17 protein-coding genes and 1 tRNA gene are annotated in these 17,615 nt (G+C 44.5%); 9 read left to right on the top strand and 9 right to left on the bottom strand.

Going from position 1 to position 17,615, the window contains the following annotated elements; translation table 11 throughout:
- Positions 1 to 40: 40 nt before the first annotated feature.
- Positions 41 to 1,066: a hypothetical protein gene (locus C7475_RS24135; RefSeq protein WP_146217639.1), complete on the top strand. Its 1,026-nt coding sequence runs from the start codon at positions 41 to 43 to the stop codon at positions 1,064 to 1,066.
- On the opposite strand, the gene C7475_RS24140 is transcribed toward C7475_RS24135, so the two are convergent.
- The 4 genes from C7475_RS24140 to C7475_RS24155 form a co-directional block, all read right to left on the bottom strand.
- On the bottom strand, positions 1,049 to 2,203 hold the full coding sequence (locus C7475_RS24140) for a hypothetical protein (protein WP_146217640.1): 1,155 nt from the start codon (positions 2,201 to 2,203) through the stop codon (positions 1,049 to 1,051). The genes C7475_RS24135 and C7475_RS24140 overlap by 18 nt on opposite strands.
- Before the next feature lie 255 nt (positions 2,204 to 2,458).
- Positions 2,459 to 2,998, bottom strand: coding sequence for a hypothetical protein (locus C7475_RS24145; protein ID WP_110055977.1), 540 nt, complete (start codon positions 2,996 to 2,998; stop codon positions 2,459 to 2,461).
- 443 nt (positions 2,999 to 3,441) lie between these two features.
- Positions 3,442 to 3,515, bottom strand: a tRNA-Glu gene (locus C7475_RS24150).
- A gap of 1,085 nt (positions 3,516 to 4,600) precedes the next feature.
- The gene (locus C7475_RS24155) at positions 4,601 to 6,136 is read right to left on the bottom strand and encodes a TROVE domain-containing protein (protein WP_110055978.1); all 1,536 of its coding nucleotides are present in this window, start codon (positions 6,134 to 6,136) and stop codon (positions 4,601 to 4,603) included.
- A 290-nt stretch (positions 6,137 to 6,426) separates the two neighbouring features.
- On the opposite strand from C7475_RS24155, the gene C7475_RS24160 reads away from it, so the two are divergent.
- Positions 6,427 to 7,290 (top strand): pirin family protein, encoded by an 864-nt coding sequence (locus C7475_RS24160; protein WP_110055979.1) that lies wholly within the window; start codon positions 6,427 to 6,429, stop codon positions 7,288 to 7,290.
- Between the two features lie 107 nt (positions 7,291 to 7,397).
- Positions 7,398 to 7,934, top strand: a complete 537-nt coding sequence (locus tag C7475_RS24165) for a carboxymuconolactone decarboxylase family protein (RefSeq protein ID WP_110055980.1) — start codon at positions 7,398 to 7,400, stop codon at positions 7,932 to 7,934.
- A 155-nt stretch (positions 7,935 to 8,089) separates the two neighbouring features.
- On the opposite strand, the gene C7475_RS24170 is transcribed toward C7475_RS24165, so the two are convergent.
- Positions 8,090 to 8,965: a lipase family protein gene (locus tag C7475_RS24170; protein ID WP_110055981.1), complete on the bottom strand. Its 876-nt coding sequence runs from the start codon at positions 8,963 to 8,965 to the stop codon at positions 8,090 to 8,092.
- A gap of 148 nt (positions 8,966 to 9,113) precedes the next feature.
- Positions 9,114 to 9,410, bottom strand: a complete 297-nt coding sequence (gene trxA, locus C7475_RS24175; RefSeq protein WP_110055982.1) for a thioredoxin — start codon at positions 9,408 to 9,410, stop codon at positions 9,114 to 9,116.
- Positions 9,411 to 9,630: 220 nt separating this feature from the next.
- On the opposite strand from trxA, the gene C7475_RS24180 reads away from it, so the two are divergent.
- Complete coding sequence (locus C7475_RS24180; protein WP_110055983.1) at positions 9,631 to 10,674, top strand: aldo/keto reductase; 1,044 nt, start codon at positions 9,631 to 9,633, stop codon at positions 10,672 to 10,674.
- Between the two features lie 79 nt (positions 10,675 to 10,753).
- Here C7475_RS24180 and C7475_RS24185 read toward each other — a convergent pair whose 3' ends face one another.
- The gene (locus tag C7475_RS24185; protein WP_110055984.1) at positions 10,754 to 11,665 is read right to left on the bottom strand and encodes a glycosyl hydrolase; all 912 of its coding nucleotides are present in this window, start codon (positions 11,663 to 11,665) and stop codon (positions 10,754 to 10,756) included.
- A 302-nt stretch (positions 11,666 to 11,967) separates the two neighbouring features.
- On the opposite strand from C7475_RS24185, the gene C7475_RS24190 reads away from it, so the two are divergent.
- Positions 11,968 to 12,945: a c-type cytochrome gene (locus C7475_RS24190; protein WP_110055985.1), complete on the top strand. Its 978-nt coding sequence runs from the start codon at positions 11,968 to 11,970 to the stop codon at positions 12,943 to 12,945.
- Positions 12,946 to 13,077: 132 nt separating this feature from the next.
- On the top strand, positions 13,078 to 13,368 hold the full coding sequence (locus tag C7475_RS24195; RefSeq protein ID WP_110055986.1) for a hypothetical protein: 291 nt from the start codon (positions 13,078 to 13,080) through the stop codon (positions 13,366 to 13,368).
- Between the two features lie 124 nt (positions 13,369 to 13,492).
- On the opposite strand, the gene C7475_RS24200 is transcribed toward C7475_RS24195, so the two are convergent.
- Positions 13,493 to 14,368 carry an NAD(P)-dependent oxidoreductase gene (locus tag C7475_RS24200; protein WP_158286607.1) on the bottom strand — a complete coding sequence of 292 codons (876 nt, stop codon included), beginning with the start codon at positions 14,366 to 14,368 and terminating at the stop codon, positions 13,493 to 13,495.
- 102 nt (positions 14,369 to 14,470) lie between these two features.
- On the bottom strand, positions 14,471 to 15,796 hold the full coding sequence (locus C7475_RS24205; RefSeq protein WP_110055988.1) for a cytochrome P460 family protein: 1,326 nt from the start codon (positions 15,794 to 15,796) through the stop codon (positions 14,471 to 14,473).
- Positions 15,797 to 16,028: 232 nt separating this feature from the next.
- Here C7475_RS24205 and C7475_RS24210 point away from each other — a divergent pair, with 232 nt between their 5' ends.
- The 3 genes from C7475_RS24210 (at position 16,029) to C7475_RS24220 (ending at position 17,543) form a co-directional block, all read left to right on the top strand.
- Positions 16,029 to 16,568 (top strand): TetR/AcrR family transcriptional regulator, encoded by a 540-nt coding sequence (locus C7475_RS24210; protein WP_110055989.1) that lies wholly within the window; start codon positions 16,029 to 16,031, stop codon positions 16,566 to 16,568.
- Between the two features lie 11 nt (positions 16,569 to 16,579).
- A complete protein-coding gene (locus tag C7475_RS24215) occupies positions 16,580 to 16,990 on the top strand; it encodes a nuclear transport factor 2 family protein (RefSeq protein WP_110055990.1) in 411 nt (136 codons plus the stop codon).
- 139 nt (positions 16,991 to 17,129) lie between these two features.
- Entirely contained in the window at positions 17,130 to 17,543 is a 414-nt protein-coding gene (locus C7475_RS24220; protein WP_110055991.1) for an OsmC family protein, read from the top strand.
- Positions 17,544 to 17,615 lie beyond the last annotated feature (72 nt).

Consider the following 17,615-nt stretch of genomic DNA (forward strand, 5'->3'; position numbering starts at 1 on the left):
ACTTTCGGGTAGTCTCTGTTTTCCTGTATGCTTTATAAATATGAAACGAACGCTAATTTTGATCTGTTGCACAATGCTGCTGGCTCTTGGTTGCCTGGCTTTGCTGGTGGCAGTATCAGGCATGCCCAACGATAAGAAAAATGGTTTTAACAGGCAGTGGCTTAAATTGACGCTTCGCCAGCAACATTCATATCAGTTGCCATTTGCCGGTGAAAGATTATTTGGAGCTGGTGATAGCCTCTATTTATCCGAGCCCTCACATCGCCAGGTGTATCGTCTTGACGGTGATCTGCGTATCATAGATACTGTGCATTTAAATGTTAATAAACAACTCAAGCCCCCGGTTAATTTCTTTGCAGGTGCAGGCCATATTTATGTACATGAGTATAATAGCGGGAATGTATTTTCTAAAGGCATACAGGCAGCAGCATTTGATTCTGTAAAACTATCTGAAGGGCCGTTTGTGAAGTCTCTGCAACTGTCCGATTCATCAGTGGTAATAAGAGGATTTATGCCTGGTAGCCCAAGACCCGTGTTCATGCGCATTAATACCCATAATGGGGAGCAGCGCCAGTCTGATATACTATCTGAAAAAGCAGATGCAGGTTTCTCCAGTGATGGGATCCTGTGTAGTAATACAAAAAAGGACCGCCTGTTTTATATACCTTATTTTGAAAATGGTATTTACTGTATGGATAACAATATCCGGTTGCGCTACAAACATCCTACTATTGACACTGTTTTTAATAGTGATATTGAAGTTACAAACAGGGCTTCCGGTGACATGCAGAAGTTATATGCATCTAAGCCTCGTGCAAAGGTGAATAAACGTGCTTTTGCGAATGACCAGCTACTATTTGTAGAATCAGAGCTTCAGGCAGATAATGAGAAAGCAGATACATTCAGACAGTATCCTGTGCTCGATACCTATCACATTGAAACGGGCAGTTATGTAGGTAGCTTTTATCTTCCTGTAGATAAACGGAACGTTTTATCTTATTATGTCAATGACGCAACACTATACGTCCTCCTGAAGGACCAGGTAGTATCATTTACTCTGAACTAGCCCTGCCTGACGCAACAACTGAACTGTATTTTCCACTACTCCTCTTGATGTCATTGCATGCTGCAATAGCGTATGGCCGTTTTTATTCTGCAGCATAACCAGCTCCCGCTTATAATGTTTCAGGAATGGGGCCAGCAGCTCTTTTTCATTTCTTCTGATCAGGTCGAAGATAATATCAGGTATACTGCTGACAATATGTTTTAATAGCCAATGAGGCCTTTGAGAAAAGCACGCCCTGAAATGTTTCCGGGTTTTATTATCAATGGTAAAGCTGTTGAGAAGATATTTTACATTCGTTGGATCTAAATTTTGCAATACGGCTGCTATGTAAGATTTTAAGTGTTCATGTTCAAACGGATAGAGCATAGTCAGCCAATCAATGTTGAATATAGCGAGCCTGCGAAAAAAAGAGCCGCCAAAATATTCCTGTACTTTTGCTAGCGGAGCCCAATCCAGACATATGATGTGCAGTATTATTTTTTCCTGAAGGTCTGTTACCTGAGGGGATACCCGCAAGGAAATCAGAAAATCATCAAAGGGGTGGAGCGAAGCATACTCTTTTTTAATAGCCTGTGTCTGATCTGCCAGCATGGGGAATATATTGTAGCAGCAATGGTACTGATCGATAGTACGCAGATCGGTATACTCCTGATCTATACCATGTGCCAGAAGAATACAAAGCCATTCCAACGCGTTAATTCCCCCATTTCCCCAATATGCTTCCTGTGAAAAGAGATCTGCATCTGCAATGATAGTTGTTCTGATAATGTCGGCTACAATCCGGAGTTCCTCTTTATCATTGATGGAGGCGATGTCTACGATGAGCATTGCCAGATTGTATGGTCCGTTCTCGCTGTTGCCCATCAGGTGCGCGGAAGCACCTTTTTTTACCAGCTGCTGTAATGAATGGAGGGTGTCCTGTGCTTTAGTGACGGACCTGTCATTTCCCGTCTGTTCCACATTTTCAAAGGTAGCTTTAAACTGTTTGTCCAGCTCATCTTTCTCTGCTTCTGTCAGGGTATTTCTAACTGTTCTCCATGCGGCTTTCTCTTTTTCCAGATGATTACGTGCTGCACCGAGGTTCCGTTTTATTTCAAGAAAGGTGGCAATAGGGAAATCCTGTTTCATGGGTCGCATCTATTTCAGGTTTAAATATAGGGCTAATCAGGCTATTAAGGGAGTCCTGACTTATTTTTCGGCAAGAGGGGCTTTATCAGCCAATACATGTTCGCATTGACCGTTGATGGATTAAGTTGAAATCACGGCTACGCCTACCCACTTTTAATGTGGAACAACACATACCAAATAATCCATGTCAGGCTGGTAAATTAAAACGTATTTGAGAATGTTTCTTAACCAGAAAGAAGCCATTCATAAACCCTGAAGACGTTTTTATGTAATCAGCAATTCCTTCACCGTTCGATTCCCCGGTAAATTTCTCGCTACCACAATGACTTTACTGCCTGCTGGCAGTAGAGTGGCTTTATAATACCAATCTACGCCGTTCCGGCCTAAAACCGCCCGACCGCTCTCGGTAATAACACCATCCGTGTCTACTACCTTTATCTCCACTTCTGCTACCCGGAACTCATTTTCGGCAGTCACTACAACTTCATCACCTTTCAATCGGATATTTTGGACTTCAGGGCTGCGGTAAGCATCCTTTACCGCTATATTATAAGCATTTTGCCCCGGCCCTGCCAGCGACTGATAATAAGCCTTTATCTGCGGATCTTCCAGCATTTGCTGCGCGAGCATCGAAGCAATGGTCATCTTATGCCTTGCCTCCAGCTGCTTTTGTGTAGGCTTTTTCTTTGAAGGGCCACGTTTCTTCGCCATAATGATCTGCCCGTTCCTTTCGTAGATCGTGATCTGTTTGCCGAGGGTGCCCCGCACCAGCTGCATGAGGATATTGTCTTTAACAATGGCCATAAAAAGGTCGTTTTGAGGTTAGTAATACAAGTTTCCTGTATCGTTTCTCAAAGGTACGTATAAGGATACTAAATGGACATCAAAATATCATTTAAAGGTCACTTCAATATCGATTTGATATATAAATGACCTCTTAATACCCTTTTGGTAACCTTTTAATAGCCTTATATAAAGCCGATAGAAAGCCTATCAGAACACTGTAGAAGGATAATTATACTGGGGGAGCCTATTATCGGGAAATTGCCGGATTGTCAAAGCCATCCGGTTCAGGACTGCAACACAAGAGGTAACGGATAGAATTTGTCTTGTTTGGACGTTCTGAAATTTATGCTGAACACACAATCTCCAGGTTTTCAACTTGATCCAGTTTTTCCGCACAAAGGCTTCTTTCAGTTTATGGTAAAAAAAAGCCTTCAAATCTTTCGACCTGAAGACTTTATCTGTAAACCAGACGAGGAATCGAACCCGTGACCTCCTCCGTGAAAGGGAGGTGTTCTTCCAACTGAACTACTGGTTTATCTCCGTTACTTGCCGTAACAGACTACAAGTATACATTATTATTTTTATTTATTTCATAATGCATAAACAAAGCGATCACTTCTATGCAGAAATGATCGCAATAATTAAATAAAACAGGGTAATAAGCGGAAGCCACTTTGGTTTGGAGTCGAAGCAATGCTTTCCTACGACACCTGTTAAGTAGGTATTAAAAAGATAACGGGGTAATAAGGTGTAAGCAACTATCCAGTTGTTCTACCATTAAACTATTCGCTTTGCAACGAAGAGGGAGTCGAACCCTCATCCACCGCTTGAATCGAAGTAACGCTTACTAACGACACCCGTTAAGAAAATAAATAAGCCGGAGTAACATCCGGGAAGCGTTCTGTGCTTAACCATCTCAGCCATTCTCCCTACTTCGGGCGAAGAGGGAATCGAACCCCCGTATGCAGATTTCAGAACGAAGTAACGCTTATCTACGACATCCGGCTTAAAGAAGATAAATAAGGCAGGGTAAAAAGCGGAAGTGACTATTGCTCTACCAACTGAGCTATCCACCTTTCGGCAGAGAGGGACTCGAACCCCCGACACACGAAGTAACACTTTCCTACGACACCTGGCTTAAAAGAGCTTAATGAAAATTAAGAAGAGGTAAAAAGCGGAAACCGTTTATACTGCTCACCAAGTTGAGCGTTCCACCTATGAGGCAGAAGGAATCGAACCGAAGTAGCGCTTACCTACGACACCCTTCTTAAAGAAGTTTAAAAAACAGAATGGGGCAATAGCCGGAAGTGATTGACGGTTCCGCTGCTCTCTGGCAGCTGCAAACCATCAACGGCATGAGCAATGGCGAAGTAACACTTTCCTGAACGACACCCATTCTGAAGAATTTAAAAGAATAAAGCAGGGTAACAAACGATAAACATGTTTTTCTTTCCGGTGCTCTCACCCATCTGAGCTATCCGCTCTTGTCAGAGCAGAGTGGGACTCGAACCCACGAACCTCCGGAACCATACGAAGTAATGCTTACCAACGACACCTGCTTTTTCTTGAACATCCCTCCCTTTTGGAGGGATGTTTTATGAGGTTACAAAAAATGAACTGCTATAAAGCAAGGCCGGAAATCTCTGTGATAGCGTCGCTACCCTTTTCAATGGCATCCATGATCTCGAATATTTTATCACTCCATCCTGCTACCAGGAATACATCATTTCTCCGTACGTCCAGTGGTACTGTATTGTACCCGGCAAGATCAAAGAGATACAACTTCGCGTTTGGCGCTATCTTTTTGTACGCTTCCCACATCGCCGACATGGTGTTCGGTTTTGATGTTTGTGCAGTGTAATTAGACGTACTATCCCACAGCTGTCCATCAGTGAAAAGCATGATCTTATCAGCAATCTGCTTTCTTTTGATCAGGTCAGCCAGTACCAGGTATCCGTTTGTTGCATATCCTACTTCCCCTTCCCGGCGATAGAACTCGTCTACATTACCAAGAATATTATCCGGAGACATATTCACGATCTTCCAGGTGTCCCCGAACATACCGGAGGTAACGTATTCACACTTATGCTGTAACAGCATTCCTAACAGCAGTCCGATATCATACAGCTTTACTGAACTCTTAGCCGAAACCGGTTTCTGCATAGAACCGGATACGTCGCAGGCAATCACTACACGGGTCTTTACATCGAAGCCCTTCAGATGCTGTACGCTCGTTTGTAAAGCGTTCTCCAATGCTCGTTTGATGCTGATGATCATACCATGCTGTATGTTACTCAGCTCCCTGTAAGCTGACAGATAACGGAAAGGTAGCTGCTTTGATTTCAGTACGGCATTTTTGTCAGACAGCATTGCACATACCTTTTGCAGGTGTTCTGCGCTGACGTCGTAATCCAGCATATTACGCAGGTTACGTAATGTTGCCATATATCCCAGCTGACCACTGTCTATCAGATCTTCCCACACCTTTCTGAAAGCCTTTTTTTTGTGGTTTGCAGACTCGTAGGTTGTCTTACCCGCAGCAGATAATGCTGTTTCCCAGGTGTAAGGCGTTTCCAGGCTGTCTTTTGCTATCTTGTTAAATAGCAATTGTTGTGACTCGTCTTTCGCCTTCGGGTGTACGACAAACAGTGCGTCTTTTAAGGTCACTGCTGTTTTACGGTTATATTTTGCGAACTGGTATTCGTCAAATTTATTGAACGCAATAGCCAATCCTTTCTGTAACTGTTTACTCAGATTATGCAGTTTCTTTTCCTCTGTCCTGTTGTTGGCCAGTGTATAATATGCCAGCAATTCCGTGATCTCATCTGCACGCTGAACAACACGACCCGTCATCTGGCTTACCAGGTTATCGCCCTTGTGTATCCGTGCCAGTTCAACTGCCAGTACCATTGGTACTGAGCGCAGGTACATCTTTTCACGTGTATACACCGCAAGTCTTGCTACGAAAGCAGGATCGGTCTTAGCGATCAGGGACCGGATACGTTCCAGCTTATCTGTGGTTTTCTCATAAAACTGGTCCTGCAGAGATGCGGTAACTACAGCACTGTATAGCTCCAGCTCCGGCATAAGCGTATATGCCTTCGCGTTTTCGTGGTTCGTAACCGGCTTCGTAGTTTTAATAAAATTGAATCTCATGACCGTTATTGTTTGTTTGATGATACAAAGTTGTAATGTGTGTGCGCACTCTTTTTGCGCAGGATAAAATTCTTTTTAAAAATTCTCAGAACTTATCTTGTCAGCGCCGGTTGATAAATGTCAAGTCTATTTTTCGGCAAATGTCATTCGGCATAGATAAGTATATGGTTACCTTTGTTTAAACAGCCAGACCACTGTATAAAAAGTTGTGAAAACTATCCGTTGGCATGCCCTTGCAGCCAGCCCTTATGTCGGGTATTAAGTCCCAAGTGAAGCTTAAAATAACGTAAATGGAAAAAGCATTGTTGGCTACCCTTGAAGGTAGAAGTACAAAAGTGGGCCCGCTGTCGATCAATCACCTGTTCCCTAACCGGTATGTTCAAGCAATTGGCCCTTTTGTATTAATAGATCAGATATGCCCCGTCAGTAATGTATCCGGTGAACAGCCCTCAGAAGCCGGAAAACATGTACATCCTCACCGGGGAGTGGCTACTTTCAGCTACATCCTGGATGGAGAAATGGAGTATGCTGACAGTTATGGAAACCGCGCCACCGCCAAAGCCGGCGACGCACACTGGCTGATGTCCGGTAATGGCATCCTCCATGAAGAAATACCCCGTAATACGACCCAGGGGCGCCCTTTACATGCCATCCAATGGTGGATCAACCTGCCTGCGGCCAACAAGGGAGAAACGCCTGTATATATGTTCCTGGACAGATCAGACTTCCCTTCCATTACCCTGCCGGATGATGTGGGCACCGCGAAATTGCTGATCGGCAATATGGGAACAGATACGTCCCCGGTGCCTGTTTATAATAACCACTTCATTTGTCACCTGCGCCTGAACCCGGGAGCGAAGTACAAGATGCCGGTAGAAAAGCGGTATGAATTTGCCGTGTTCGTACCAGCCGGAGAAGCCATGGTAAACGGACAACGGCAAGGCCCTTCAAGGTTGACCGTTTTTGATTTTGGCGGTGATGAACTCATTTTTTCTAATAAAGAGACATATGTAATAGATATCCTGGTGTTTGGAGGCGCATCCCAGAACGAACCGTTTATTGCACAAGGTCCTTTTGTGATGAACAACAGACAGGAAATAGCCGAGGCTTACCGGGATTTCTTTGATGGAAAGTATGGCTCTATCAAGCCTTAGGGAAAAAAATACAAGTCTTAGGGAAGTATGTCCATTTTTAGCGGCTTGAATTTGTTGCAATTTTACATCGTCAATAACGACGAACAAAACAGATCAAACTTATAAAAATGAAAACATTTAACGTTCCTACAAGAGAAGAAGTAAGTCCCGCTAACCAGGTGTTGTTTGACAATTTGAAGAAAGGTATCGGCAAGGTTCCTAATCTGTACGCTACATTGGCTCATTCCGAAAACGCACTGGGTGCTTACCTGACATTGCAGAGCAGCAAAAGCTCTCTGAAAGCGAAAGAAAAAGAAGTAGTGAATCTGGTAGTAAGCCAGGTGAATGAATGTGAATATTGTTTGGCTGCACATACATACATTGGTAAACTGAATGGCTTTACAGATGAACAGATCATCGAGATCCGTAAAGGTGGTGCTTCATTCGATCCTAAACTGGATGCACTGGCCGGTCTTGTAAAAAGCGCTGTTGAAAATAAAGGCAAACCAGAACCTGCATTGGTTGATCGTTTCTTTGTGGTAGGTTATACCAACGAAAATCTGGTGGATACAGTTGTACTGATAGGCGACAAAATGGTTACTAACTACCTGCACGGTATTACAAAGGTCCCGGTTGATTTTCCTGCTGCTCCGGCACTGGTTTAAACAATCTTAATCGTCATATAATTCATATAGAACAGGGGCGTACCGCTTCTCCTTACTAAAGGAGGCGCGGTTTTCGCATTTAGCAACCTCCAAAAAAAAGGCCCCCTCGTATAAACGAAGCGGCTTTCCTTCCTGATTAACATAACCATAGTGTACTAATATCGTCTACGAAAACTCAGTTTTTTTATAATGACGTCATCGTCTATATTCGAGATAAGGTTATTACCGTGCAACACCGACGGACCGGCCCCTAACAGGTACATGTATGTGTTAAGTGAATGCGTAGAGCCAGGCAACCAGCTGATCTTAGAATCTTCCAGTGAATCCAGTGGAATACCACTGTGCACATGGTCGTAGCCAAATGCATCCAGCATAGTTGGCACGAGGTCGGGCAGATTATAATAGCGCTCGCTGGTTGTGATGAGCGTTTTATAAAAAGAAACAAATGCCTGATCACCTACACAGGGAGAGCCGAACGTATAAGAGCGGCAGGGAAAAAGCGAATAAGCATCTCCCGCTGCAAATAAAGTCGCCATCGCAGCACCGACGCCATGGCCGGTACAAACCATAGGTTGTGCATCATCTTCCGACTGCATATCCGTATAACGAATGCTATACCTGATATACTTCAGTAATCCTTTGGGCTTACTCTGCCCCGGATCCGAAAAGGTCATATTGTTAAACATATCCAGGAAGCCTGATACGATATTGCCGCTATTATTACCAAATGGACCAGGGGATGGCAGTATATCCAGTGTTTCCGCCCAGTCGAGATAATTTTCCGTCCCTTTGAGCGCCAGCACATAGGTGGCTGGTGAGTCCGGGGAGAAATTGGTTTTGGCGAGGAACCCGCAATAGATTAATCCTCCTTTCCCTTTATTGGCATCCTTCATATGAATGTTATACACCAATGTATAACCCGCCGGGAAAAACGGGTATTGTTCCTGTAACGGACTCTGCTCCCTGACCTGGTACGCAGCATGGATGAAATAAGCGTATTTCAACGCAGCCGTCTGTGCAGCCTTCACCATAACCTCACTTTTTAAAACGGTAGTAATGATATTGTGAAGGTAGCGGCTACAGCCCCTCCGGTGGAAGGAAAAGGCATAAAATGAGTTTTTGAGGGTATAAGTGGTTGGAGGAGGGGAATGGGTGGATAGTCAGAAATAAGGGTAACTGTCAGGCGTTCTGCCTGACAATCTGTTCCAGATTATTCACCGGAACTACGCCAGATTGGCGCCAAACTATCTTCCCTTGCTTGAAAAGGATCAGCGTCGGAACTCCCTGCACGTGATAAGCATTGGCGGCAGCAGGATTTTTGTCCACGTCTATTTTAATGATCGTAGCGGCATCACCTACTTTCTGCTTCAGCTGGTCCAGGATAGGGGCCTGCATCTTACAGGGACCGCACCAGGTTGCAAAGAAATCTACTAATACCGGTTTATCACTATTTATAAGCTCTGAAAACGTTGCCATAATTTATATTGTTAGTTACCTATGGTCACACAAAAAATATGCAAAAGTGCCGTACCTGTACTTGTGGCAGTCCCTGCTATTTTTTGAAGACAGCTGGACGGGTACGCTTTGCTTCCCCTATTTTTACATGTATATCAATCATTTTTACAAAGCTCCGAAAGGAGGGAAATGTGATATTTGTAAGGATATCCGATTTTTTAATTGATTAACGTAAATAGATATGGAATATAGATTTCTAGGAGGATCAGGATTGCAGGTGCCTGTATTAACATTTGGCACAGCTACATTCGGTGGAAGTACCGAGTTCTTTAAGGCGTGGGGTAGTACACATGGAGACGAAGCTGCACGGATGGTTAATCTTTGCCTGGATGCCGGCGTTAATTTATTTGATACTGCAAACACTTATTCCGACGGTATGTCTGAAGAGATCCTGGGAAAAGCGATTGCCGGGAAGCGTAACCAGGTACTTATTTCCACAAAATCGACTTTCCCGATGAGTAACGCATCAGGCGCCAATTTCCAGGGCTCTTCCCGTTTTCAGCTCATCAGGAATGTCGAAGCCAGCTTAAAACGGTTGAACACCGATTATATCGATATCTATCATATGCATGGTTTTGACGGAAATACACCTGTAGAGGAAGTGTTACGTAGCCTGGACGATCTGATACAGAGTGGGAAAGTACGCTATATCGCAGCTTCCAATTTCTCCGGATGGCACCTGATGAAGTCTTTGTCTGTTTCCGAAAGATATGGGTGGAACAAGTATGTGGCCCACCAGGTCTATTACTCGCTGGTGAACAGGGAATACGAATGGGAACTGATGCCGCTCGGCCTTGACCAGAAGGTAGGCGCGCTGGTATGGAGCCCGCTGGCTGCCGGTATGCTGGGCGGCAAATACCGTCGTAATCAGCCGTTTCCTGCCGATAGCCGCGTAGCGCAGGGTGGCAGTCCTGTACCTTCATTTGCAGTTCCGGATGAGCTGTTGTATAAAGTCGTTGATGCGTTGGATGAGGTAGCCGCAGAGACAGGCAAAACTATTGCACAGGTGGCGATCAACTGGGTATTGCAGAGACCCACAGTATCCAGTATCATTATCGGGGCCAGGAACGAGGAACAATTGAAACAGAACCTTGCAGCAGTTGGATGGAATTTAACTGTTGATCAGTTGAAGAAACTGGACGCCGCAAGTGATGCTCCTACCATTTATCCATATTGGCATCAGCGTGGTAACCTGACCTTAAACCCATTGCCCAGGTTTTATTAAGATCATTGACATCTGTTTATAAAAATAAGGAGCCCCGCGTCAGTATTGGCGCGGGGCTCCGTTTTATAAGAAGCTGTGATTATTTTACCTGTGTATTAGGTTTGTAATCGGCATACCACTGACCCAGTGTAGTGAGTTTACCATCAGCAGCAAAAAGTGCGGAAGGCCATAACCTTGTACTGGTAGGAGAACCGGAGAACCAGGAGTAACGATGTACAAACGGCAAAGCCTCCAGTCTGGGCAGCAAACGTTGCATAAATGCGAGTACCTCTTCCGGTGTATAGTCGTTCTCTTCTATGGTTTTTGCATCGTTATCCACTGTTGCAAATTCCGTGATCCAGATAGGCTTTTTATATTTGTCATAGATCTCCTGTAACAGATGTTCAAAGTGTACATCGTCAAGTCCTACGTACATATGCACACAAATAAAGTCTACACGGCGTTTTTGCTTGGCAGCTTTGTCCATAAACTCACTCAGCCATGTCACTGTAGGCCATGCAACAGCAGGACTTCCCAATGGGAGACCGATGCTTTCCAGTTTAGGCCAGAGTGCCAGTGCTTCATCCACAGTCAGTTTGGATTGATCGGCAAGGTCGGGTTCATTGAAACCTAATACATATTTCACGGTGCCGGAGGCCTTCATCTTTTTCACAGAGTCTATCTGCGCATCGGTTACATTGCCTTTGCCCCAGAACATCGATACGAACTCGCAGTTCTGCGGTACTGTCTTAGCTGGTAACGGTGTGCCCCATGTATAGAACCAATGGCTTTTCAATCCCACAACGTTTGCATACCAGGTACCATAAACGGTTTGTGTGCTGAAGTCTGCACCTTTTTTGCCGGTTTTAGGTGCTTCATAAACAACTTCGTTTTCGCCTCCGTTACCTCCGCCACCGGGAGTAGGATCGGGAACAGTATCGTCTTTTGTGTCTTTACTGCAGGCGATAAACAGGGATAAGCTCATTAAGAGCGCGAGTTTCAATTTGGTCATTCCAGGATATTTAAGTTGGCTTCAGAATATGGTTATACTCAAAATTCGTTTGCAATGATATTGATTTTTGATATCATTTAATGTTATTATTCACAGGTATTACCACCTTACGGTAACTACTATCTGAAAATCAGTGATCAATGATATGATAGCTCCTAAACCTGCAACAGTCATATCTTCATTATCCCCTCATATGGGGATGTTTTGCAACCGTTTTAGGTAGCAACAACAACATACACGCGGCAATAACTTTGTGGTCACGATCCGATGAATAGTTCGAGAACCAACAACCATAACTTTATATGAACAAGAAAACAATCCTGCGTGCATTAGTCACCATTGTATTGCTAGCTGCTTTATTTATTATCAGTGGTTATGCTTACCTCAGATTTGCGCTCCCGAATGTAGGAGCAGCCCCGGACATTACCATAGAACGGACCCCTGCCAGGATAGAACGGGGAAGGTACCTGGTGAACAATGTAGCCGCCTGTGTAGACTGCCATTCACAACGTGATTTCTCTAAACTTGCCGGACCTATTTTCCCCGATTCCCTGGGTGCCGGAGGCATACGTTTTGATCAAAGGTTCGGTTTCCCCGGCGTGATCTATTCGAAGAATATTACACCCTACGGCCTTAGTACCTGGACCGATGGTGAAATATTCCGCGCCATCACCACCGGTGTGAATAAAGAAGGGAAAACGCTTTTCCCGATCATGCCTTTCTTCAACTATAGAAGAATGCAAACGGAAGATATTTATGCCATCATTGCCTATCTCCGTACAATGAAGCCCATTCCGAATGACGTGCCACCTACCCAGATCGATTTCCCGGCCAGCCTTTTAATCAATATGGGGCCGACCGCTGCAGATCCTATTGCGCATGTGGACCGTAGCGACACAGTTGCTTATGGCAGGTACATGGTAATGAGCGCCGGCTGTGGGGATTGTCATACCTATAAAGTGAAGGGAAAGGATTCCGGAGATGTCTTTGCCGGAGGGAATGCGTTCCCATTACCTACCGGTGGAATAACCCGTCCTGCCAACATTACGCCCGATAAGGAAACAGGAATAGGTAACTGGACGGCAGAACAGTTTGTAGCAAAGTTTAAATTGTTTGCAGATAGTACAGTGAATAGTCAGCCTGCACCGAAAGGAACATTTAACAGTGTCATGCCCTGGAAGATCTATTCAGGCATGGATACCAGCGATCTGCGGGCTATTTATGCATACCTCCGAACAGTGAAACCTGTGCATCGTAAGATCGAAAAATTTACGCCCTGACAGGGTATATCCCCTTAATTGGGGGTAGGCTGCTACCATATTAGGTGGCATAAATAATCACAGGATCCGGATAACTTTGCGAACCGGATTGAAAGAATATACAACCGGACAGTGAACAATAACTTACCTGACATGAAAGATAAAATAATGACACGCATAACCAGTATGCTAATGCGTGTGATGCTGCTGATCATAGTGGGAGCGTACATCTACCTTAAATCAACGGCTGCTGTTACCGCCAGTACTGAAGCAGATGAAACTTCTGTGGTATTGAAAGCGTTTGAAAGCAGTGGCTCTCAGATAAGTACGGATACACTTTCGTACGACGCAATGCTGGTATTGGAACATATAAGGGCAGAGGCATATGATATCAGCCAGTATCCCCCTTTTCCGGGACCATTTTACATTAAAAAGATTAAATAACCTGCTATATACATTTATTGAAGAACCTGATATTTTAAGAGTGATGAAGCGTTATTATCCTGATTATCCCTTAGAAGACACACACACGTTGTGAGCAAAGCCGGTCGTCAGACCGGCTTTTGCTTTATACAGCATATTCGTGTTCAAGATATTGATAGATAGCGATCATATCAGCGGCTCCCAATCCTTTTGCCAGGGCTTCCTGTAGAGTAATAAAAAGCGCATTGCCCATCGGCGTATCCATTCCCTGGCCCTTTGCAAGCCGGATATCTTTCGCCAGCAGACTTAATGGGAATGCCGGTGTGAAATCATGATTGATGATATTGCGGGACTTTGTATTGGAAATAACACTGGCTATTGGTCCGCCGTTGATGAGTGTAAGTATTTGTTCGGGAGAGACACCGTTATTCTTTGCAAATACAACGGCTTCAGATAACCCCTGAAGGGTGATGCCGAGGAATGTATTAATGGCTAATTTGGCGTAATTACCGGCCCCGTTTTCGCCCAGCAGATATGCTGCTTTACCGAGTGCATTAAATATGGGTTTTGCCCGTTCAAAATCTTCCGGTCGCCCGCCGGCCATAATGACCAGTTGTGCTTCTTCCGCAGGTTTCACACTGCCCGATACCGGTGCATCCATATACCAGATGCCTGCTGCTTCACATAATGTGGCCAGCTGCCTGGTAGTATCGGGAGAAACAGTGCTCATATCAATGGCCAGCATATCTATGGGAAGTGTCACGGAGAGAATGCCTTCAGGCCCCTCATATACTTCTTTCAACGCCACATCATCAGTAAGCATTGTGATCACAATGTCCACATCTTCCACCAGGTGTTTGGGGCACGTAGCCACCTGTACGCCTAGCTTCTCCTGCAATTCAGTAGCTTTCGCAGCAGTGCGGTTATACACTTTTACATTGAAACCGGCTTTTACGAGGTTCTTTACCATTGGGGTGCCCATGTTGCCAAGACCCGCCCATCCTATTTTCAACTGATTCATAAGACTGCATTTTGATGGTCTGTATAAATCTAGGAAAAACATGGTAAAGGGCACAAATTATTCCTGGTAATGGAAGTGCCTGCCAGATGACCTTTACGGCGTTTAATTAAATATCACCGATGCTTTTAAGTGTGTTATATAATCGATCCTGTCTGAATGATCTGCTGCAGGCATCTGTTTCCAGCCTGGCGCCTGATATCCTTCATAAGAGATGTTTGTTCCTACTTTCACTACTTCTACCGTTTGCAGATGTTCAGGCACCTTTGCGCCAAACCAATGTGCGTCTTCCTGCTGTGACCATGTAGCCAGTCTCAGTTCTGCCCCGGCGGGATATGGCCCTGTGGCGCCGCTCCGTGCATATTGTACAGCAACAGCATTCCCATAAAGTACGCTGTGCGTCTGCCGCTTTTTATCAATAACAGAGCTGATCAGCTGTTGTTGCGGCATATTCAGTGCTTTGTCAGGTCTGTCTGCATCCGCCATCGCTTCTGTAAAAACAAGGTCTTTATCTTTCATTGGCTTGTGGCAGTTGATACATTCCTGGGAGAACGTCAGTGTTTTGCCATAAGGTTTCAGCTCGTTCCCTTTCCATCTTGCCCAACCCCAGCTTCCTGTCTGAGCGTATTGTTTATCATCTTTAATCATAAACTCGACCTGTTTGAGCTCTCCCGTATTGGAAACACTGTTGCTGTCTGTCAGCTCTTCCCAGGCAACTTTAGCGAAGATCGTTCCATTGGGCCAGGGATTGGTCTTGTGCTTATTAATTGCATCTATCGCAACATCATTGCCCAGGATAACCCTCATCGTACCATTATCAAATCTGTCTGTAATATTAACGATCTGCCAGTCACGGTAGTTATGTATATACTCAATGCCATTAGGAGCAGGTTTTACCTCCGGAACAGCGGGAAGCGCACCTACGACCCATTTACGGAACTGTTGTTGCGCCACGGTAATACGTGATGTATCCGATATTTTGAGCGGGGCCAGGCTTCCGACATATGCTTTTAGTGTGTTGAGATCTTTTTCTGTTAACCTGGCATCACCGTGAAAGGAAGTGTATGAGGGCAGCGGCATTGCTCCGAACATTGCCTGGTTTACAGATAAAAAGAGATTAGCCTTTTGATCGCCAGGGGCCAGACTGTCCCAGTTAGAGAAGTTCAACGCCTTTCTTCCCTCCCTGATATGACCAGCCACCAGCCAGGATGCAGGGGCTATTTCATCAAACCATTTCAGATTAGTCTCGTTGGAATGGCAATCATAACAGGATACCCGTAAAATATGCGCAACATCCGCAGGCGCCTTAATCTCTCCGGTAACAGGCGGATGCGGGATGTCAGGCCTGATGAACTGTATAGAGATCAAGCCGCCGGTGATGATCAGGGCAATAATAACAAGTCGTTTCTTCAGGAAAGCAGATACAGACATAGTTGGTCCAGTTTAGTCGTATTTGCAAAGTTGCGCGAAGAGTAAAACACCGGAAAGTTAAAATGGTTGTATGGGGTAAATAAATAGCTGAATGTGGCAAAATGAGGGGTGAGTATAACAGATGAACATATCATCGGGAATCTGAATTTTTTTAGAATGGGATTTCCTGCACCCTGAAAAAATAAATAGACAGACTTGTCTGTTTGTTGGCTAATTCTTTTACCTTTGTGTCATGAGTAAAGAAGCATCACAACCGCGGGAGCGGATATTGGAAACTGCCTACGAGCTCTTTCTGCGGCAGGGATATAACTCAACCGGGATCAACCAGATCATTGAAGAAGCAGATGTGGCTAAAGCCAGCTTTTACCAGCATTTTAAGTCGAAGGAAGATCTGTGTGTAGGTGTACTGGAGAAACGTCACAATTATATAGAAGAACAACTGCAGGCATTGTCTGCACAGAAGAGAAGTGCCAAAATGAAGATCCTCGCTTCTTTCGATCTCATCGCCCTGCTGAACGAGAAAGAAGATTTCCGTGGATGCGCTTTCCTGAATATTCTTTCCGAGATCCCTGTAGAAAATACGAAGGTGAGAAGTGTCATTCATTCACATAAAAGTAATATCAGGCAATCTTTTAAAGAATTGCTGCAACACGCAGAACTGGCAGATCATATCTACCTGTTATATGAAGGCGCATTTGTAGAAAGCCAGTTATACAGAGACCAGTGGCCGGTGAACAGGGCGAGGAAAATAGTTAATTCATTAATCAATTAAATAAATATAACATGGAAAAGAGATATCCGTTACCACCATTTACATTAGAAACAGCTATCCAGAAGGTACAGCTGGCAGAAGACGCATGGAACTCACAGGACGCTGAAAGAGTATCATTGGCATATAGTGTTGATACGGAGTGGAGGAACCGTTCTACATTCCTGAACGGAAGGGAGGAAGCAAAGAAATTCCTGGAAGATAAATGGAAGAAAGAACTGAACTATAAATTAAAAAAAGAGTTGTGGGCGTTCATGGATAACAGGATCGCTGTCAGGTTTGAATATGAATACCAGAATAAAGAAGGGCAATGGTTCCGGGCTTATGGCAACGAAAACTGGGAGTTTGATGAGAACGGCCTTATGCAGCGCAGGTTTGCGAGCATTAATGACCTGCCTATCCAGGAGTCGGAAAGAAGGTTGTAACCGGCAAAAAAGGGCTGTGGGGTAAAAAGTACAATAATAATCGCCAAATGTGCATTGATTGCCCTGTATCTCCGGCTTAATTTTGTGTCATCAGTTAATGATCAACAAACAAACAAGCCACTCTTAAACTAACAGAACTATGAAACGTACAGCAACCGCCATCTGGAATGGCACTATCAAGGAAGGTAACGGTAACATCACTACACAAAGCACTGCGCTTAGCAAAACACAATACTCTTTTAAGAGCCGCTTCGAAGAAGGTGTAGGTACCAATCCGGAAGAATTGATCGCTGCAGCACACTCAGGTTGTTTTAACATGAAACTTACCGTTGACCTTGAAGCAGCAGGCTTTAAAGCAGAAACTTTGGAAACGACATCCGCAGTAACGCTGGACAATGGTACAATTACCCGTTCTGATCTGGTAGTGAAAGCGAAAGTGCCGGGTATTACCAACGAGCAATTCCAGGAAATTGCTGCTGGCGCAAAACTAGGTTGTCCTGTAAGCAGGGCCTTGAACCTGGAAATGTCCCTGCAGGCGGAATTAGTAGGCTGATAAGTTCAACAAATCAACATATATCTGTATCTGAATCCTCGCCGGTCGACCGGTGAGGATTTGTTTTTTTAG

The organism is Chitinophaga sp. S165 (assembly GCF_003182155.1).
In the GTDB taxonomy this organism is placed as follows: domain Bacteria; phylum Bacteroidota; class Bacteroidia; order Chitinophagales; family Chitinophagaceae; genus Chitinophaga.